19 protein-coding genes and 1 other annotated feature are annotated in these 18,023 nt (G+C 55.5%); of the genes, 5 read left to right on the top strand and 14 right to left on the bottom strand.

All coding sequences use genetic code 11. The features are described from left to right. Positions 1-19 precede the first annotated feature (19 nt). Together mog and tal are read right to left on the bottom strand one after the other, a co-directional pair. On the bottom strand, positions 20-607 hold the full coding sequence (gene mog, locus BJF97_RS04725; protein ID WP_032692977.1) for a molybdopterin adenylyltransferase: 588 nt from the start codon (positions 605-607) through the stop codon (positions 20-22). A 99-nt stretch (positions 608-706) separates the two neighbouring features. Then, on the bottom strand, positions 707-1,660 hold the full coding sequence (gene tal / locus BJF97_RS04720) for a transaldolase (RefSeq protein ID WP_004098458.1): 954 nt from the start codon (positions 1,658-1,660) through the stop codon (positions 707-709). A gap of 203 nt (positions 1,661-1,863) precedes the next feature. Here tal and BJF97_RS04715 point away from each other — a divergent pair, with 203 nt between their 5' ends. Then, a complete protein-coding gene (locus BJF97_RS04715; RefSeq protein WP_032692978.1) occupies positions 1,864-3,294 on the top strand; it encodes an alanine/glycine:cation symporter family protein in 1,431 nt (476 codons plus the stop codon). Positions 3,295-3,371: 77 nt separating this feature from the next. Beyond that, on the top strand, positions 3,372-4,145 hold the full coding sequence (yaaA, locus tag BJF97_RS04710; protein WP_004098454.1) for a peroxide stress protein YaaA: 774 nt from the start codon (positions 3,372-3,374) through the stop codon (positions 4,143-4,145). A 52-nt stretch (positions 4,146-4,197) separates the two neighbouring features. On the opposite strand, the gene thrC is transcribed toward yaaA, so the two are convergent. The 6 genes from thrC to yjjY all read right to left on the bottom strand — a co-directional run bounded on the left by thrC (position 4,198) and on the right by yjjY (position 10,462). After that, positions 4,198-5,478, bottom strand: a complete 1,281-nt coding sequence (gene thrC / locus BJF97_RS04705) for a threonine synthase (RefSeq protein ID WP_004098452.1) — start codon at positions 5,476-5,478, stop codon at positions 4,198-4,200. Positions 5,479-5,481: 3 nt separating this feature from the next. Next, entirely contained in the window at positions 5,482-6,411 is a 930-nt protein-coding gene (thrB, locus tag BJF97_RS04700) for a homoserine kinase (protein WP_014227848.1), read from the bottom strand. Between the two features lies 1 nt (position 6,412). Next, complete coding sequence (gene thrA / locus BJF97_RS04695) at positions 6,413-8,875, bottom strand: bifunctional aspartate kinase/homoserine dehydrogenase I (RefSeq protein ID WP_032692979.1); 2,463 nt, start codon at positions 8,873-8,875, stop codon at positions 6,413-6,415. Between the two features lie 25 nt (positions 8,876-8,900). Next, positions 8,901-9,018 (bottom strand) — a sequence feature (Thr leader region). After that, entirely contained in the window at positions 8,957-9,025 is a 69-nt protein-coding gene (gene thrL / locus BJF97_RS32180) for a thr operon leader peptide (RefSeq protein ID WP_004222578.1), read from the bottom strand. It overlaps the preceding feature by 62 nt. Before the next feature lie 212 nt (positions 9,026-9,237). Next, positions 9,238-9,924 (bottom strand): tRNA/rRNA methyltransferase, encoded by a 687-nt coding sequence (locus BJF97_RS04690; RefSeq protein WP_032692980.1) that lies wholly within the window; start codon positions 9,922-9,924, stop codon positions 9,238-9,240. A 397-nt stretch (positions 9,925-10,321) separates the two neighbouring features. Beyond that, on the bottom strand, positions 10,322-10,462 hold the full coding sequence (gene yjjY / locus BJF97_RS33945; protein WP_001541509.1) for a protein YjjY: 141 nt from the start codon (positions 10,460-10,462) through the stop codon (positions 10,322-10,324). Between the two features lie 95 nt (positions 10,463-10,557). Between yjjY and arcA the strand changes: the two genes are divergently transcribed. Then, complete coding sequence (arcA, locus tag BJF97_RS04685) at positions 10,558-11,274, top strand: two-component system response regulator ArcA (RefSeq protein WP_002887843.1); 717 nt, start codon at positions 10,558-10,560, stop codon at positions 11,272-11,274. A gap of 53 nt (positions 11,275-11,327) precedes the next feature. Here arcA and creD read toward each other — a convergent pair whose 3' ends face one another. From creD to creA, 4 genes are read right to left on the bottom strand one after another with little or no spacing between them, the layout of a single operon-like run. Continuing rightward, the gene (creD, locus tag BJF97_RS04680; RefSeq protein ID WP_032692981.1) at positions 11,328-12,686 is read right to left on the bottom strand and encodes a cell envelope integrity protein CreD; all 1,359 of its coding nucleotides are present in this window, start codon (positions 12,684-12,686) and stop codon (positions 11,328-11,330) included. Positions 12,687-12,743: 57 nt separating this feature from the next. After that, entirely contained in the window at positions 12,744-14,168 is a 1,425-nt protein-coding gene (creC, locus tag BJF97_RS04675; protein WP_014227844.1) for a two-component system sensor histidine kinase CreC, read from the bottom strand. Next, the gene (gene creB / locus BJF97_RS04670) at positions 14,168-14,857 is read right to left on the bottom strand and encodes a two-component system response regulator CreB (RefSeq protein WP_032692983.1); all 690 of its coding nucleotides are present in this window, start codon (positions 14,855-14,857) and stop codon (positions 14,168-14,170) included. The genes creC and creB overlap by 1 nt, the downstream gene beginning before the upstream one ends. 12 nt (positions 14,858-14,869) lie before the next feature. After that, positions 14,870-15,343: a protein CreA gene (gene creA, locus BJF97_RS04665; RefSeq protein ID WP_004098425.1), complete on the bottom strand. Its 474-nt coding sequence runs from the start codon at positions 15,341-15,343 to the stop codon at positions 14,870-14,872. Between the two features lie 209 nt (positions 15,344-15,552). On the opposite strand from creA, the gene robA reads away from it, so the two are divergent. Continuing rightward, positions 15,553-16,422 carry an MDR efflux pump AcrAB transcriptional activator RobA gene (robA, locus tag BJF97_RS04660; RefSeq protein WP_014227841.1) on the top strand — a complete coding sequence of 290 codons (870 nt, stop codon included), beginning with the start codon at positions 15,553-15,555 and terminating at the stop codon, positions 16,420-16,422. On the opposite strand, the gene gpmB is transcribed toward robA, so the two are convergent. Next, complete coding sequence (gpmB, locus tag BJF97_RS04655) at positions 16,419-17,066, bottom strand: 2,3-diphosphoglycerate-dependent phosphoglycerate mutase GpmB (RefSeq protein ID WP_014227840.1); 648 nt, start codon at positions 17,064-17,066, stop codon at positions 16,419-16,421. The two genes, robA and gpmB, sit on opposite strands and share 4 nt — an antisense overlap. Positions 17,067-17,180: 114 nt before the next feature. On the opposite strand from gpmB, the gene yjjX reads away from it, so the two are divergent. Then, positions 17,181-17,696 (top strand): inosine/xanthosine triphosphatase, encoded by a 516-nt coding sequence (gene yjjX / locus BJF97_RS04650; protein ID WP_014837357.1) that lies wholly within the window; start codon positions 17,181-17,183, stop codon positions 17,694-17,696. On the opposite strand, the gene trpR is transcribed toward yjjX, so the two are convergent. After that, positions 17,683-18,015 carry a trp operon repressor gene (gene trpR / locus BJF97_RS04645; RefSeq protein ID WP_004098417.1) on the bottom strand — a complete coding sequence of 111 codons (333 nt, stop codon included), beginning with the start codon at positions 18,013-18,015 and terminating at the stop codon, positions 17,683-17,685. The genes yjjX and trpR overlap by 14 nt on opposite strands. Between the last annotated feature and the right edge of the window lie 8 nt (positions 18,016-18,023).

Here is an 18,023-nt window from a genome sequence, read left to right as displayed (position 1 = left end):
TATCAGGAATACGGTAAATTCAGGATAATGTTTCACGCCTGGCGCTTTTAGGACGGAAAGCTGCTACTACTTCGCCGTTTGTTTCCACATAAGGCCCCTCAAGCAGCTGTACACAATACGGTACACTTGCGAAAATGCCGTGCACCAGCACGTTACCTTCCGCATCTTTCACGCCTTCCAGCGTTTCCTCAATCGCCTTTGGCTGCCCGGGCAGGTTAAGGATCAGCGCCTGCTTGCGGATAACGCCAACCTGACGAGAAAGAATGGCCGTCGGCACAAAGTGCAGGCTCACCTGGCGCATTTGCTCACCAAAGCCGGGCATCACCCGATCGGCAATCGCCAGCGTCGCATCCGGGGTAACATCACGGCGGGCCGGGCCCGTGCCGCCGGTCGTCAGGACCAGGTGGCAGCCCATTTCATCGACCAGTTCACAGAGGGTTTGCTCGATAATAACCTGTTCATCCGGGATCAAGCGGGTTTGCAATTCGAAAGGCGTGGAGAGCGCACGGGCCAGCCACGCTTCAAGCGCGGGAATGCCTTTATCCTGATAGACGCCGCTGGAGGCGCGATCGGAAATGGAAACTAAGCCGATTCGTAAGGTGTTCATGATTATTCCGTTCAAACAGTATTAATAGACAGAATAATACACCGAGGGGAGCAAGGCAGACAGTTTAATGTGGCCGACGGACGCCGGCCACATGGGGTATTACAGCAGATCGCCGATCATTTTTTCCAGTTTTTCCTGGTCGATCGCAAACTTGCGGATACCTTCCGCCAGTTTATCTACCGCCATCGGATCCTGGTTGTGCTGCCACAGGAATTCAGATTCGGTGATACGCGCCGGACGCGCTTTAACTTCGCCGCTGAAGGCCAGTTTGCGTTCGATGGCGCCTTCGCTTTCCGCCAGCTCTTTCAGCAGCGCAGGAGCGATAGTCAGACGGTCACAGCCGGCCAGTTCGAGGATCTCGCCGAGGTTACGGAAGCTTGCGCCCATAACCACCGTTTCGTAACCGTGCTGTTTGTAGTATTCGTAGATTTCGCTTACGGACACCACGCCCGGATCTTCTGCCGGCGCGTACTCTTTCTTATCGGTGTTGGCTTTGTACCAGTCGAGGATACGGCCAACGAACGGAGAAATCAGGAATACGCCCGCTTCTGCACAGGCACGCGCCTGAGCGAAGGAGAACAGCAGCGTCAGGTTACAGTTGATGCCTTCTTTTTCCAGCTGCTCAGCGGCGCGAATGCCCTGCCAGGTAGAAGCCAGTTTAATCAGAATGCGATCGTTGCCGATGCCAGCATCGTTGTACAGTTTGATGAGGCGCTTAGCTTTGGCGATAGAAGCCTCGGTGTCATAGGACAGGCGAGCATCAACTTCGGTGGAAATACGGCCAGGGATCAGCTTAAGAATTTCGAGACCAATGTTCACCGCCAGCTTATCGGAAGCATCGATAATCTGCTGCGCGCGGTCGCTGCTCTGGCCGCGAGCCCACGCAACGGCGTCATCAATCAGCTTACGGTACTCAGGGATCTGAGCCGCGCCGAGAATCAAAGAAGGGTTAGTCGTGGCGTCCTGAGGCTGATACAGCTTCATTGCCGCGATATCTCCGGTATCAGCTACGACAGTGGTGTACTGACGCAGAGAAGTCAATTTATCCGTCATGATAGTGTTTCTCTTAAACAGCAGTTAAGGGGATGTAACCGGTCTGCCAAGATGATAACACGCTGCCGGGGCAGCGCAACCGCCTACAATGCATGAGCGCAGAGTGTGATAAACTGGGCCAATTAATTCCCTGAACACTAAAGGATTGTCACTGGATTGGTAGCGCTTACACTCGCGCACCGATATGGGCAAGAGGATGCTTGATGCCTGATTTTCTGTCGTTTATCAATGAAATACTCTGGGGCTCGGTAATGATTTATCTGTTACTGGGCGCTGGCGTCTGGTTTACCTGGCGAACAAAATTTATACAGTTCCGTTATATCCGCCAGTTTAGCAGAAGTCTGAAAAAGAGCCTTCAGCCGCAGCCCGGCGGGTTAACCTCTTTTCAGGCGCTCTGTATGAGCCTGGCGGCGCGCGTGGGCAGCGGCAATATGGCAGGCGTGGCGCTGGCCATTGCCGCAGGTGGCCCCGGCGCCGTTTTCTGGATGTGGGTCTCGGCGCTGCTCGGCATGGCCAGCAGTTTCGCCGAATGTTCTCTCGCGCAGCTTTATAAAGAGCGCGACTCCCGCGGGCACTTTCGCGGTGGCCCGGCCTGGTATATGGCCCGGGGACTCGGCATGCGCTGGATGGGCGTGCTGTTTTCCATTCTTCTCCTGCTGGCCTACGGCGTCATCTTTAATACCGTACAAGCCAACTCCGTTGCCCATGCCATGGAGTATGCGTTTCGTTTACCCGATGTTATCACCGGCGGCGTGCTGGCGGCGCTGACCCTGCTGGTCATCGTTCGCGGGATTCGCGGAGTAGCGCGGCTGATGCAGTGGCTCGTGCCGCTTATGGCTTTACTGTGGGTGCTGACCAGCCTGATTATTGGCCTGTGGCATATCACCGCCCTGCCGACGATTTTTGAAATCATTTTCCGCTGCGCTTTCGGCTGGCAAGAGGCCGCTGCGGGCGCGGTGGGCTACACCATCAGCCAGGCGCTCACCAGCGGCTTTCAGCGCGGGATGTTTTCCAATGAAGCGGGTATGGGTTCGACGCCAAATTCCGCCGCCGCTGCCGCCTCCTGGCCCCCTCATCCCGCGGCGCAGGGGATCGTACAAATGATTGGCGTCTTTATTGATACCATCGTGATCTGTACCGCCAGCGCCGTGATCATCATGCTGGCGCCGCGAGACGGCAACGAAGAAGCGGCAAATGGCATTCAGGCCATCCAGCATTCGATGAGCAACCTCGTCGGCGACTGGGGTTCCAGCTTTGTCGCTTTTATCGTGCTGCTGTTCGCCTTCAGTTCGATCGTCGCAAACTATATCTATGCCGAAAATAATCTCATTTTTCTCCGCATGGATAGCCTGCGTAACATCTGGCTGCTGCGTCTGCTTACGCTGTGTATGGTCGCCACCGGCGCGATGGTCAGCCTACCGGTGGTCTGGCAGATGGCGGATATCATCATGGCGCTGATGGCGATAACTAACCTGACGGCTATCCTGCTGCTGTCGCCGACGGTGCGCATCATTGCCAGCGATTATCTGCGACAGCGGAAGCTGGGCCAGCGGCCGGAATTTGACGTCACCCGCTACCCTGAAATTCATCAGCAGCTGGTACCGGGAACATGGGACAACCTGCCGCGCGAATAGCGCGGCAATCGCAGCTATCGATCCTCTCATGACGTTTTTTTGCTAAAGTCGTCAAAAATTTCCTGTAAGGACTGGATATGCTCATTCTGATTTCACCTGCAAAAACGCTCGATTATCAAAGCCCGCTGGCAACGACGCGTTATACCCAGCCAGAGCTACTGGAACACTCTCAGGAGCTTATCGGCATTGCCCGTCAGCTGTCGGCACCGCAGATTGGTAAACTGATGGGCATCAGCGACAAGCTGGCTGACCTGAACGCGACCCGCTTTCACGACTGGCAGCCAGATTTCACCCCGGACAACGCCCGTCAGGCAATCCTGGCGTTTAAGGGCGATGTCTATACCGGCCTGCGGGCAGAGACCTTTAGCGAAGCCGATTTCGATTTTGCCCAGCAGCATCTGCGGATGCTTTCCGGCCTGTACGGCGTTCTGCGCCCGCTGGATCTGATGCAGCCCTATCGTCTGGAGATGGGGATTAAGCTTGAGAACGCGAAAGGCAAAGATCTGTATCAGTATTGGGGAGACGTTATTACCGATAAGCTGAATCAGGCGTTGAAAGCCCAGGGCGACGATATTGTGGTAAATCTGGCCTCTGATGAGTACTTCAGGTCGGTGAAACCCAAACGGCTTGAGGGCCAGCTGATTAAGCCGGTATTCCTTGATGAGAAAAACGGCAAGTTTAAAGTGATCAGCTTCTACGCTAAAAAAGCGCGCGGCTTGATGAGTCGTTACATCATTGAGAATCGCTTAACGAAGCCGGAGCAGCTGACCCGCTTTGATAGCGAAGGTTATTTCTTTGACGCCGACGCTTCGGGCAACGGAGAGCTGGTCTTTAAACGCCACGAGCAGTAAAAAAACCGCTTCCCTGCCGCCAATCACGCAGCAGGGAAGCGCTGATTCAGACTTAGCCCATCATCAGCTTACGCAGCGCGGCAAAATCGGCCGGCAGATTATGCGACAGCAGCGGCAGATCGGCGCGATCGGCCAGCTCTTTCGGCAGCGGCAGCGTCTCTTGCAGAATCTCTTCCACGCTCTCTTTAAACTTCGCCGGATGAGCCGTGCCGAGGAACAGGCCGTACTCGCCCGCCTGCAGCTGGTCGCGCAGCGCGCGATAAGCAATCGCCGCATGCGGTTCTGAGGTATAGCCGATAGCCTTCAGCTCACGCATGGTCTCTTTGGTGGTTTCATCATCCACCGCCGCGTAGCCCAGCTCGTTCAGGCGCCAGATTTTACGACGGAACAGCTCTTCCACGCGCGGCCAGTTGTTCGGCTGGCTGACGTCCATGGCGTTAGACAGCGTGGCCTGGGTTGCTTTCGGCGACCAGTTACCGTCCTGCAGGAAGCGCGGCACGGTGTCGTTAGCGTTAGTCGCCGCAATAAAGCGTTTGATTGGCAGACCCAGAGATTTGGCCAGCAGGCCGGCGGTCAGATCGCCAAAGTTACCGCTGGGTACCGAGATAACCAGCTGGTTACGGGCTTCCTGAGGCAGCTGAGCCACGGCTTCAAAGTAATAGCAAATCTGCGCCAGCAGGCGGCTGATATTGATTGAGTTAGCCGAGTTAAGACCCAGCGCAGCTTTCAGCTCTTCATCATCAAAGGCCTGTTTAACCAGCGCCTGGCAAGCGTCAAAGTCGCCGTCGATTGCCACAGTTTCAATGTTGCCGCCGAGGGTGCAGAACAGCTTTTCCTGCAGCGGGCTGATTTTGCCGCGCGGATAGAGAATGACCACTTTGACGTTTGGCAGGCCATAAAACGCGTGCGCAACCGCCGCGCCGGTGTCGCCGGAGGTGGCCGTCAGAATAGTGACCGGTTTGTCGCCTGCGATATGGGTGAGCATCTGCGCCATAAAGCGGCCGCCGAAGTCTTTAAACGCCAGAGTCGGGCCGTGGAACAGTTCGAGGCAGCCGACGTCGTCCTGCACTTTGCTGACCGGAGCCGGGAAGGTAAAGGCATTGCCGATGCGCTCTTGCAGAACGCCCTGCGGAATCTCATCGCCGATAAATGCCGACAGGATTTTTGCGCTACGCGACACAAAGTCCTGCTGCAGCATCTCGTCGATTTCAGTCAGGCTGAATTCCGGCAGATCGTGCGGGAAGAACAGCCCCTGATGCTTGCCAAGCCCCTGCGTGACGGCCTGCGCAAAGCTGACCTGTTCGTTATGATCTTTTAAGTTATAGAGTTTCATTGGTTATCCCACTACTCGAGCGCCCGCCGTGTCCAGCCGGCAAATATGAACGAAGCCTTCCTGATTTTGCAGATAGTGCGTAGCCAGCCAGTCGGCGACGCGCTGCGCGGTTTCCGGTTTATCGCATAATGCAAACAACGTTGGACCGGAACCGGAAATGCCGCACGCCTGCGCGCCAATTTCCATTGCTGCCTGACGCGCTGCGCTGAAGCCCGGCAGTAGTTTGGTACGATACGGTTCGGCAATCACATCTTTCATCAATTTCGCCGCCAGCTGAGGCTGGCGGGAATAGCAGGCGTGAATAAAGCCCGCCAGATGACGACCGTGGGCAATACAGTCCTGACGGCGATACTGCGCCGGCAAAATTGCCCGCGCTTCCGCGGTGGAGACCTTAATACCCGGATAGGCCAGCACCCACAGCCACTCGTCGAAGGCCGGAATCTGCTGGCTGATGATGCCATTTTCCTCAAGCATCAATTGTATCCCGCCCAGATAGCACGGCGCGACGTTATCGTAATGGATACTGCCGGAAATCCGCCCTTCCATCTCGCCCATCAGCGCCAGCATCCGGCTCTCATTGAGCGGCTTGCCGCAGAACTCGTTCATCGCGACCAGCGCGGCGACGACGGAACAGGCGCTGGAACCCAGGCCGGAACCAATCGGCATGTTTTTTTCCAGGGTCATCGCCACCGGTACCGTCTTGCCAATCTCCTGGCAAAAACGCTCCCAGCATTGATAGACGATATTTTCCTGCGGCGCCGTCGGCAGTTTGCTGGCGAAGCGACCCACGTTTTGCAGGCTAAAGCTCGTCGCCGCCTCAACCGAGACATTGTCCCCCAGCAGCGTGCCGTCAACCGGCGTTACCGCCGCGCCCAGCACGTCAAACCCGACGCTCATATTAGCACTGGAAGCCGGGGCATATACTTTGACCATCTTAAACTCCTAACTTCCATGACAGGGTACGCAGCAGGTCGGCGAAAACGCCAGCTGCCGTCACATCGTTACCCGCACCATAACCGCGCAGCACCAGCGGCAGCGGCTGGTAATAGTGGCTGTAGAACGCCAGCGCATTCTCGCCGTTTTTCACTTTAAACAGCGGATCGTTGCCATCAACCGCGGCGATTTTCACGCGGCAGGTGCCATCCTCTTCGATATTACCGACATAGCGCAAGACCTTACCTTCATCGCGCGCTTTTGAGACCCGCGAGGCAAACTCGTCATCCAGAGAAGGCAGGCGTGCCATAAAGCTGTCGACATCGCCGCTGGCGTCAAAACCCGCCGGTAGCGCCGGCTCTACGATAATGTCAGACAGCTCCAGTTCACGCCCGGTTTCACGCGCGAGGATTAGCAGCTTACGCGCGACATCCACGCCGGAAAGATCGTCGCGCGGATCCGGTTCGGTATAGCCCATTTCACGCGCCAGCTTCGTCGCCGCGGAGAAGCTTACGCCTTCGTCCAGCTTACCGAAGATAAATGACAGCGAGCCGGACAGAATACCGGAGAAGCGCAGCAGCTCATCACCGGCGTTCAGCAAATTTTGCAGGTTTTCGATTACCGGCAGCCCCGCGCCGACGTTGGTATCGTATAAAAACTTACGTCGTGAGCTGCTCGCGGCATGACGCAGCTGATGATAGTAATCCAGCGATGAGGTATTGGCCTTTTTGTTCGGCGTCACCACGTGGAAACCTTCGCGCAGGAAATCGGCGTACTGATCGGCCACCGCCTGGCTGGAGGTACAGTCGACAATCACCGGGTTCAGCAGATGGTACTCTTTCACCAGACGAATAAGTCGTCCCAGGTTGAACGCCTCTTTGGCTTCCGCCAGCTCATCACGCCAGTTTTCAAGGTTCAGGCCGTGTACGTTGGTCAGCAAGGCGCGCGAGTTAGCCACCCCGCAAACGCGGAGGTCGATATGTTTACTCTTCAACCAGCTCTGCTGGCGCTTGATCTGTTCGATCAGCGCGCCGCCGACGCCGCCGATGCCAATGACAAACACTTCAATCACCTGATCGGTATTGAACAGCATCTGGTGGGTCACGCGAACGCCGGTGGTCGCATCATCGTTGCTCACGACAACGGAGATAGAGCGCTCGGAAGAACCCTGGGCAATCGCCACAATGTTGATATTGGCGCGCGCCAGCGCAGCGAAGAATTTAGCGGAAATCCCACGCAGGGTGCGCATACCATCGCCGACAACCGAAATAATCGCCAGACGTTCCATGATCGACAGCGGCTCAAGCAGCCCCTCTTTCAGCTCCAGATAAAATTCATCTTCCATTACCCGCTTCGCCCGAGCGCAATCGCTCTGCGGCACGCAGAAGCTGATGCTGTATTCGGAAGAGGACTGGGTGATAAGAACAACGGAGATTCCCGCGCGGGACATAGTGGCGAACACGCGCGCCGCCATGCCAACCATCCCCTTCATCCCCGGCCCGGAGACGTTGAACATCGCCATATTGTTGAGATTAGAGATACCTTTCACCGGCAGATCGTCTTCATCGCTGCTGCCGCCGATAAGCGTACCCGGCGCCTGCGGATTACCGGTATTTTTGATTAAACAGGGGATCTGGAACTGGGCGATGGGGGCTATAGTACGCGGGTGCAAAACTTTAGCGCCGAAGTAGGAGAGCTCCATCGCTTCCTGATAGGACATCGACTTCAGCAAACGCGCATCCGGCACCTGACGCGGGTCGCAGGTATAAACGCCGTCAACGTCGGTCCAGATTTCACAGCAGTCGGCGCGCAGGCAGGCGGCCAGCACCGCTGCGGAGTAGTCAGAGCCGTTACGGCCCAGCACCACCAGTTCGCCCTTTTCGTTACCGGCGGTAAAGCCCGCCATCAGCACCATATGGTCAGCCGGGATCTGGCTGGCGGCAATGCGGCGGGTCGACTCGGCGATATCCACGGTGGATTCGAGGTAATGGCCAACGGCAAGCAGTTTTTCAACCGGATTAATCACCGTGACGTTATGACCGCGCGCTTCCAGTAAGCCGGCCATAATAGCGATGGAGAGCTTTTCTCCCCGGCAGATCAGAGACGCATTGACGCTATCCGGGCACTGTCCGAGCAGGCTAATACCGTGCAGGACGTGTTTGATTTGCGCAAACTCCTGCTCGACAAACATTTTCAACTGAGCGTGCGGAAAGCCCGGCTGGGCATCGGCGAGGCCTTGCAGAAGTTCGGCGAAAATGCGTTCGGCATCAGCGATATTGGTCAGCGCATCCTGCCCGCCAATGGTTTTTTCGATCATCGCAACCAGATGGTTAGTGATCTTCGCCGGGGCAGACAGTACGGTCGCTACCTGCCCCTGCCTGGCATTACTCTCCAGAATATCGGCAACACGCAGAAAACGTTCTGCATTTGCCACTGATGTACCGCCGAACTTCAACACACGCATGGTTATGACCCCTTGATTTTTTATCGAAAAAAAAGCCCGCACTGTTCAGGTGCGGGCTTTTTTCTGTGTTTCCTGTACGCGTCAGCCCGCACCGTTACCTGTGGTAATAGTGGTGGTGATAATCGTGGTGATCATGCCGATGCGATTCATGGATGTTGTGTACTCTGTAATTTTTATCTGTCTGTGTCCTGTGCCTATATTGGTTAAAGTATCTGTCGACTTAAGTCAACGAATTTCTACTTTTAGCCCTTTTTTTCACACCTGGCCAATACGCCATAGCAACCTGACAATTCATCCGTATTTACGCATCCAGACGCAAATAATTAGCACATAAGACCATATGAAAATAATATGACAGCATTTTACCCTGGGAGGTTTTTTTCAATATCGTGCAGTAAACGATGCAGCATGGCGGTGTCTCGCTGCTGCAAAAGTCCTATCCGCTGCTCCAGCCAGTCGGACAGTTTTACATCGTCACCCGCGCCGAGGCGGTTAAGCAGAGCGCGCGTTCGCAGGCGTAACGCCTGCAGCTGATTATCATCTGCGTCGGCGGAGGTTGACGGGGCCTGCTGCAGCAATGAGGTCAGCTGGTAGCAATAGACCATCACCGACTGCCCCAGGTTTAGCGAAGGATAGTCAGCCGCCATCGGCACACCGGTCAACACATCGGCAAGGGCCAGCTCTTCATTCGTGAGACCAGAATCTTCCCGACCAAACACCAGCGCGGCATGATGCATCCACTGCGCTTTTTCTTCCAGCAGCGGCAGGAGCTGCTGCGGCGTCGCGTAGTAGTGGAAACGCGCCCGGCTGCGGGCGGTCGTGGCCACGGTAAAATCAACATCGTGCAGCGCCTGCTCCAGCGTGGCATAAGTGTTGATATTATCGAGGATATCGCCAGAACCGTGCGCGACCCAGCGCGCGGCGGGCTGCAAATGCGCCTCGCTATCGACGATACGCATGTCGCTAAACCCCATGGTTTTCATCGCTCTGGCTGCCGCCCCGACGTTTTCCGCCCGAGCCGGGGACACTAATACAATTGATAAACGCATTCGGTTTCTCTTTTACCTTTTAGGCGGTGGGAATAACGATTTTTCCCTCATTTTACGCGCCGTGAATTTACAAATTTGCAACAAAAATCACTAAATTTGAGCTTTATCACCCATAAAAAAAACTAAACTATTCCCAAGGCACCATGACACAGAGTATGTTAACAGAACGGCTTTATCCGTATGTTTGGCAATGAAATTTACGTCCGAGTACGTTTTGAGGCTTTGGATTCACCGCGTTTATTATTTTCTCATTGCAACTAATTGAGCGAAGTATGAATTGTGAAGATGAATCCCGTTTAGATGCAATGATTTCACAAGACTGTTAACGTGCTACAATTGAACTTGATATATGTCAACGAAGCGTAGTTTTATTGGGTGTCATGCCTCACTTAGCCTGTTATGTTGCTGTTAAAATGGTTAGGATGACAGCCGTTTTTGACACCGTCGGGTCCAGAGGGAAAGTACCCACGACCAAGCTAATGATGTTGTTGACGTTGATGGAAAGTGCATCAAGAACGCAATTACGTACTTTAGTCATGTTACGCCGGGCATGTTAATTTGCGACATGCACCAGGCAGGTCAGGGACTTTGGTACTTCCTGTTTCGATTTAGTTGGCAATTTAGGTAGCAAACATGCAGACCCCGCACATTCTTATCGTTGAAGACGAGTTGGTAACACGCAACACGTTAAAAAGTATTTTCGAAGCAGAAGGTTATGATGTATTCGAAGCGACCGATGGCGCGGAAATGCATCAGATCCTGTCTGAAAATGATATCAACCTGGTGATCATGGATATCAACCTGCCGGGTAAAAATGGTCTCCTGTTAGCACGCGAACTGCGTGAGCAGGCGGACGTCGCGCTGATGTTCCTCACCGGCCGCGATAACGAAGTGGATAAAATCCTTGGCCTCGAAATTGGCGCCGATGATTATATCACTAAACCGTTCAACCCACGTGAACTGACGATCCGCGCGCGCAACCTGCTCTCCCGTACCATGAACCTGGGTACCGTGAGCGAAGAGCGCCGTAGCGTGGAAAGCTACAAGTTCAACGGCTGGGAGCTGGATATCAATAGCCGCTCGCTGGTAAGCCCCAATGGTGAGCAGTATAAGCTGCCGCGCAGTGAATTCCGCGCCATGCTGCACTTCTGCGAAAATCCGGGCAAAATCCAGTCGCGTGCGGAACTGCTGAAGAAAATGACCGGCCGTGAGCTGAAGCCGCACGACCGTACCGTGGACGTGACCATCCGTCGCATTCGTAAGCATTTTGAATCCACTCCGGACACCCCGGAAATTATCGCCACCATCCATGGCGAGGGGTACCGCTTCTGTGGCGACCTGCAGGAATAACACCATTTTTCTTGCTGTCATAACGTAAAAACGGCGCAATTCGCGCCGTTTTTTTATTTCCAGATCCTGAGCTTATCGTCATCCTGACCAGCGTCCGGCAGCTCACCTTTTGCCTTCGGCAGAGATAACGCGTACCAGTCAACGTGGCGGGTCAGGAACATCAGCGCACTTAACGCCAGCAGCAATACGCCGGTCCCCAGCAGCAATGCGCTATCTTCCGATCGCAACAGCATCCACATAACGCCGTCCAGCAGCAGTAGCGCGCAGACGAACAGTAAACTGTTACGCCAACCATTCAATACTGCCTGAAGATACACCCCGTTGATGAGCGCGCCTAGCAGGCTGGCGGCAATCCACGATGCCGTAAAACCGATATGTTCGGACAGCGCCAGCAGCACCAGATAGAACATGACCAGCGACAGCCCCACCAGCAGATACTGCATGGGGTGCATGCGATACCGCGTTAAGCTTTCAAAAACAAAAAATGCCATAAACGTCAGCGTTATCAACAGAACGGCATATTTTGTCGCCCGATCGGTCAGCTGATATTGATCGGCGGGCGTGGTGACATTCACGTTGAAAGCGGGCAACTGACGCCACTCAATCTGCCGACCCTCAACAAAAAACTTCGCCATATTGTTGGCAAACCAGGTGCTTTGCCACTGGGCGCTATAGCCTGTTGGGCTGACTTCCCGCTTTGCAGGTAAAAAGTCGCCAAGGAAACCCGGGTGCGGCCAGTTGCCGGCAAGCTGTAAGGTACTGTTGCGCCCAAGCGGAACCACCGAGAAACTGCCGCTGCCATTCAGATTGAGCGTGAATTCAATATCCAGCGCTTTTTGTTCAGGGAGTAACAGCGGCATCGGCATATGAATGCCCTCCCCGCTATCGTCGAGACCCGGCCCAGGCTCAACGGGTAGCCTCTCGCCATTGAGCTCTGGTGACTTAATCTCGCCAATACCGCGCGCATCGCTGACGCTGACAACCAGAAACGGTCTGCCCAGCGTAATCGTCTGCTTCCTGAGCGCCTTGATGCGCGAAGGATCAAAATGCGCTTTGACGCTGAGATTATTGTGCCAGATCTGCCCCTCATAGATACCGATTCGCCGTGATTCAACATCCTGATTACCGGTGACCGCCAGCGTCTCCGGCAGCCAGTAGTGTACCCATTGGGTTTGATATTCTACCGTTTTAGTTCCCTCAACCCGCGTTAGCGTCTCGGTTACCGGAATGGCAATCAGCGGTCCGGCCAGTTTCTGCGATCCGCTGGTGCTGCTCTCCAGCGCGTCAACCACGTCGCTACGATAGTCCGCGCGTTCAACGATCAGTTGCCGGACCAGCATCAGCGGGATCGACAACAGTAAAATGCACCCCAGCAGGGTGCTCATTTTCCAGAATAGTGGTGATTTCAACATAGCCCTCTCCTTAGTGATGCGCTCACCTTAAAGGGGCCGTGTGGGGAGAGTTTGAAGCTATGTGAAGTGAGCGTGAAGTGTCAGCAAAGCGCACGCGCCGCCTTCAGGACGGTTAACCAGCTGGATATCCCCCTGATGCAGGCGCGCGACTTCACGAACAAACGCCAGCCCCAGGCCACTGCTTTTTTGCCCATTTTCACGAGGCAGGGAATAGAAACGTTCAAAAATACGCCCCAGGGCGTAGTCGGGAATGCCGCATCCCGTATCGCATACGGTTAACAGCACGCCGCCATCACGCTCTTCCGCCCCAAGCAGGATTTCACCTGCGGAAGGCGTGAAATCGATAGCATTATCAAGGAGATTACCCAACGCCTGCGCCAGAAGCTCCCGATCGCCTTCAACCATCAGAGGTGTATCCTGCCAGCGCAGCGTCACTTTTTTCGCCGCCAGCGCGATCTCGCGCTCCTCGGCCAGGCGATGAAATAGCTCAGCGACGGGGACGGGACGTCGGGCGATCTCCAGCCGGTTCTCCAGCCGGGCCTGCTGGAGCAAATTTTCCACCAGCGACTGCATTCGCGCGTTCTGCGCCAGAATATTACGCGTAAAACGGGCGGCGACCTCAGGCGGAGGAGCCTCACGGAGAATTTCTGCCGCGCCGCGAATCGCCGCCAGCGGGCTCTTCAGCTCATGGGTCAGCGCATAAATATAGTTTTCAATGGCGTTTTTACCTTCAAGCTTAAGGCGCATACTCTCCAGCGCCTGCGCCAGCTTACGCAGTTCGCTGCCGCCCAGATTCGGCAGCGGAACCGGACGATCGGCGGTCACGGAGTCCGCGTAGCGAACCAGCTTGCCGATGGAAAAGTTAATCCACCATACCATCGCAGCGCCTATCAGGAGCGCGATCCCCAGCAGCGCCCCGCCGGCCCACAGAATACGCCGCTCGCTGCGTTTAATGACCGGCGCCATGGCCAGGTTGGGTTTCCCGACGCTTAGCACGCCAATGATTCGGCCGCTGTCAGTCACCGGCGCGGCAATATACATCACCGAGCTGTTATCATCGTTCGGATCGCTGCGCGTGCTGCGCGCGCCGTATTGCCCGCGTAAAGTGAGCCAGACATCGTTCCAGCGCGAGTAGTCTTGCCCCAGCGCACTGCCCGCAGAATCAAACACCACCTTGCCCTGCGCATCGGTCATATAGACGTGATATTCATTGCGAACTTTATTAATGCCGGCAATGTTGGCGTTGATCGGCTGGCGATGCAGCGTTTGAAAAGCCTGGGCCAGGCGCCCGTGCTGGGGATCGGCGGAGAGTAAATCCTCGCGGGCCAGCTCGGCAAGCAGGGTAGCCGTATCAATCAGCGTCCCTTCGGTTGCCCGCCGGACCCCGGGTTTAATCTCCTGAACGAAGATGGAAAGCACAAACCAGGCCGCGATCGCCACAATCAAAAAGTAGCCCATCAGCAGCCGCATACCGATGCGCATCAGAAGCCTCCAAGGCTGTATCCCATGCCGCGGTGCGTATTGATGGGGGAGATGTCAGGGTTCACTTCTCGCAGCTTAGCGCGCAGCGTTTTGATATGAGTATCTACGGTACGATCGAAGCTCTCGTTCGCATCGCCCCATACCTGCTCCATCAGCTGCTGGCGGGAAAAAATGCGCCCCGGAGAGTGCAGTAGCGTTTTTAATAATAAAAACTCATAGCGGGTCAGATTCAGGCTCTGACCGCACCAGGTAACCCGAGCCGCGGCGTCGTTCAATGTGAACTCCCCCACGCGCAAAAGCGGTGGAGGGGCGGCGAACTTCTGCAGCCGCCGCAGAACGGTGCGAACTCTGGCGCAAACTTCACGAGGGGAAAATGGCTTGGCAATATAGTCATCAGCGCCGATTTCCAGGCCAAGCAGCTTATCCACCTCTTCGCTGCGGGCCGTCAGGAACAGCACCGGCAGCGCCGGGTAGCGGGCAAGCAGCCGCCGACAGAGCTCAAACCCGCTGATATCAGGCAGCCCGACGTCGAGAATCGCCAGGGCGGGTTGGTGGTGATGTGCCGCATCGAGCGCCGGCAGTCCGCGCTCGAACGCCGTAACGATAAATCCTTCCTGCTGCAGCTGGTAGACGAGCGTATCGGCGATGCTCATCTCATCTTCCACCAACCAGATCCGCGGTTGTTGCATCGGCGTTCCCTGTTATTTATTCCATGGCATAATCGGCACCGCGCTAATCGCGTTCTTCGGCGAGCCATCGACGATTTTATCCGAATAGGTCAGATAGACCAGCGCATTGCGTTTGGCATCGTAAAAGCGCACCACCTGCAGCTTTTTAAATACCAGCGAGGTGCGTTTCTGGAACACGACATCGCCCTGCGTTTTACCGTTTTTGATTTTATCCGTCAGCTCAATCGGCCCCACCTGCTGACAGGAGATCGCGGCATCAGAGGTATCTTCCGCCAGCCCTAACCCGCCTTTAATTCCCCCGGTTTTCGCCCGGCTGATGTAGCACGTCACGTTTTGTACATCCGGGTCGTCAAAGGCCTCTACGACAATTTTATGATCCGGCCCAAGGAACTTAAACACGGTATCCACAGAGCCAATTTGCTCCGCCTGCGCCATCTGAGACCCCGCCAGTAAAAGCATACCTGCCACTAACTTCTTGTATTTCATATTGTTACCATTCTTAAAAATTTAGCTGAGTGATTATCACACATTAAGCAGAAAAGTTTTATAGATCACAGCTTTACAAAATTACCACCGATACTTCTGGAAGAATCGCATTTAAAAGCAAAAAAAACACTGAATGCTAAAACATCAAAAAATGCTATTATCCGCTACCTTTAGTATCAGGCACCTGAGTTTAAGGATGGGGATATTTTATGGATCAAGCAGGGATTATTCGCGATCTCCTTAGCTGGCTGGAAGGTCACCTGGATCAGCCACTCTCACTGGACAATGTGGCAGCGAAGGCGGGCTATTCCAAGTGGCATCTGCAAAGAATGTTCAAGGACGTGACCGGCCATGCCATTGGTGCCTATATTCGCGCCCGTCGCTTATCTAAGTCAGCGGTTGCCCTACGCCTGACCGCGCGTCCAATTCTCGATATTGCGCTGCAGTATCGCTTTGACTCGCAGCAGACTTTTACTCGCGCATTTAAAAAACAGTTCTCGTTGACGCCAGCCCTTTACCGACGCTCCCCCGACTGGAGCTCTTACGGTATGCGTCCTCCGCTGCGTCTGGGCGAGTTCACCATGCCGCAGTACGAATTCGTCACGCTGAACACCACTCAGCTGGTCGGCGTGACCCAGAGCTATACCTGCAAGCTGGAAGAGATCTCCGATTTCCGTAATCAGATGCGCGTGCAGTTCTGGCGTGAATTCCTCGCCAATACGCCATCGATTCCTCCGACGCTGTACGGCCTGCATGAGCCGCGTCCGAGCCTCGATAAAGACGATGAGCAGGAGGTGTTTTACACCACCGCGCTGACGCCGGAGCTGGCTAACGGCCATCTGCACAACGCCCACCCGGTGACGCTGGAAGGCGGCGAATACGTGATGTTTACCTACGAAGGATTGGGCACCGGGCTACAGGAATTTATTCTGACGGTTTACGGCACCTGCATGCCGATGCTCAATCTCACTCGTCGTAAGGGCCTGGATATCGAACGCTTCTTCCCGGAAGATGAAAACCGGAATCAGGAACCGCCTATTCAGCTGCGCTGCGAATACCTGATTCCGATTCGTCGTTAACGCTGTAGCTCATCCATCGCGGGGGCATCAAGATGCGAGACATCCCCCGCGGTTTCCACGACCCATCCCGACGCCAGCCAGGGGCTTTGCTGATAGTCAACGCGAGAGATAGAGCAGTTGCGCAGACGCAGGCGACGCTCCGCATAGGCGGGCAAGCCAAGAATCGTACTCACCAGACACCCCAGCGCCATGCCGTGGCTCACCAGCAGCGGCCGGCTACCTGCGGGCAGCTCCAGACAAGAGGTCAGCGCCGCGTGCATACGGTCGCTCAGCTCCTGCATTGACTCTCCCTGCGGGATGCGCCCGTCGGGCGTACCATTAACCAGCTGTCGACGCCAGCCCTCTTCTTCTTCGCTCAGCGAGTCGATATGGCGCTTTTCCAGCACGCCCATATCCAGCTCACGCAAGCGTGAATCGGTCATGACGCTGCATCCGCAGGCTTCAGCGATGATTTCTGCGGTACGCCGCGTCCGGCCTAAATCGCTGGCGATAATATGCGTAATCCCCAGCGTTCTGGCGCGCTCGCCTACCTGCCAGGCCTGACGCTCACCGTGGGCGGTAAGCGGACTGTCGGACTGGCCCTGAATACGTCGCTCGGCGTTCCACTGCGTTTCACCGTGGCGAACAAGGTATACCTGTAACATGCTTTATTATCCGTTATGAGCTCTTAACCATTAAGCTACAAGCATAGCCGCCTGCAACAAGAATGATTTGGAGTATACTGCGATGATGTTTAGTATTTCTGAGTTGTTTTGATTATGCACCATGTTGTCTCAGCTACCACTAATCCCGCCAAAATTCAGGCAATTCTGCAGGCTTTTAACGAGATCTTCGGCGAAGGATCCTGCCACATTGAGTCCGTCTCCGTCGAGAGCGGCGTGCCGGAACAGCCTTTCGGCAGCGACGAAACGCGCGCTGGCGCACGAAACCGCGTGGCTAACGCGCGTCGCGCGCAGCCCAATGCTGACTTCTGGGTCGCTATTGAAGCCGGCATCGATGAGGGCAGCACCTTTAGCTGGGTGACGATCGAGGACGGCAGCCTGCGCGGCGAAGCGCGCTCGGCGACCCTGCCGCTGCCGCAGGTCATTCTTGAAAAAGTCCAGGCAGGAGAAGCGCTGGGGCCGGTGATGTCTCAGTATACCGGCATCGATGAAATTGGCCGTAAAGAGGGCGCTATCGGCGTATTTACGGCCGGAAAACTGACGCGCAGCAGCGTTTATCATCAGGCCGTCGTGCTGGCGCTAAGCCCGTTTCATAACGCTATTTATCGTTAACGTTAATCAACGCCTGCTCCAGCCACAGACGCAGCTCCGGCGGGGCTGACTTCAGGCTGTTCGAACCGCGGGTAATGGTGGCGATCCCGGCGCCGAGCTCGTTTTTCAGCTCGCGCTGGCTCATCTCGCCGCGCAGCAGCTCTTCAATAATACGCACCCGCGTGCCGAGCGCCTCGCGCTCGTCGGGCGTCAGCATGAGCTGTAAAAGCGGCAGATGGAGATCGTCGGCGTACGCCTGCTGCAGGAGGGCAACAAAACGCAGCCACTCCTGATGACGCTGTTCGGCCACCGCCGCTGAATAGGGGGATTGTTGGGTCATGTTACGCC

Origin of the sequence: Klebsiella sp. LTGPAF-6F, assembly GCF_001753185.1 — a bacterium.
In the GTDB taxonomy this organism is placed as follows: domain Bacteria; phylum Pseudomonadota; class Gammaproteobacteria; order Enterobacterales; family Enterobacteriaceae; genus Klebsiella; species Klebsiella michiganensis.
This window is presented reverse-complemented; position numbering and strand designations above follow the sequence as displayed.

Coding starts and splice junctions, on each gene's coding strand:
- yaaA (WP_004098454.1), top strand. CDS start 3,372: ATGCTCATTCTGATTTCACCTGCAAAAACGCTCGATTATCAAAGCCCG.
- creA (WP_004098425.1), bottom strand. CDS start 15,343: ATGAAATACAAGAAGTTAGTGGCAGGTATGCTTTTACTGGCGGGGTCT.
- thrB (WP_014227848.1), bottom strand. CDS start 6,411: ATGGTCAAAGTATATGCCCCGGCTTCCAGTGCTAATATGAGCGTCGGG.
- tal (WP_004098458.1), bottom strand. CDS start 1,660: ATGACGGATAAATTGACTTCTCTGCGTCAGTACACCACTGTCGTAGCT.
- creC (WP_014227844.1), bottom strand. CDS start 14,168: ATGCGCATCGGTATGCGGCTGCTGATGGGCTACTTTTTGATTGTGGCG.
- yjjY (WP_001541509.1), bottom strand. CDS start 10,462: ATGACTAAAGTACGTAATTGCGTTCTTGATGCACTTTCCATCAACGTC.
- thrA (WP_032692979.1), bottom strand. CDS start 8,875: ATGCGTGTGTTGAAGTTCGGCGGTACATCAGTGGCAAATGCAGAACGT.
- yjjX (WP_014837357.1), top strand. CDS start 17,181: ATGCACCATGTTGTCTCAGCTACCACTAATCCCGCCAAAATTCAGGCA.
- robA (WP_014227841.1), top strand. CDS start 15,553: ATGGATCAAGCAGGGATTATTCGCGATCTCCTTAGCTGGCTGGAAGGT.
- BJF97_RS04690 (WP_032692980.1), bottom strand. CDS start 9,924: ATGCGTTTATCAATTGTATTAGTGTCCCCGGCTCGGGCGGAAAACGTC.
- gpmB (WP_014227840.1), bottom strand. CDS start 17,066: ATGTTACAGGTATACCTTGTTCGCCACGGTGAAACGCAGTGGAACGCC.
- BJF97_RS04715 (WP_032692978.1), top strand. CDS start 1,864: ATGCCTGATTTTCTGTCGTTTATCAATGAAATACTCTGGGGCTCGGTA.
- creD (WP_032692981.1), bottom strand. CDS start 12,686: ATGTTGAAATCACCACTATTCTGGAAAATGAGCACCCTGCTGGGGTGC.
- mog (WP_032692977.1), bottom strand. CDS start 607: ATGAACACCTTACGAATCGGCTTAGTTTCCATTTCCGATCGCGCCTCC.
- thrC (WP_004098452.1), bottom strand. CDS start 5,478: ATGAAACTCTATAACTTAAAAGATCATAACGAACAGGTCAGCTTTGCG.
- trpR (WP_004098417.1), bottom strand. CDS start 18,015: ATGACCCAACAATCCCCCTATTCAGCGGCGGTGGCCGAACAGCGTCAT.
- arcA (WP_002887843.1), top strand. CDS start 10,558: ATGCAGACCCCGCACATTCTTATCGTTGAAGACGAGTTGGTAACACGC.
- creB (WP_032692983.1), bottom strand. CDS start 14,857: ATGCAACAACCGCGGATCTGGTTGGTGGAAGATGAGATGAGCATCGCC.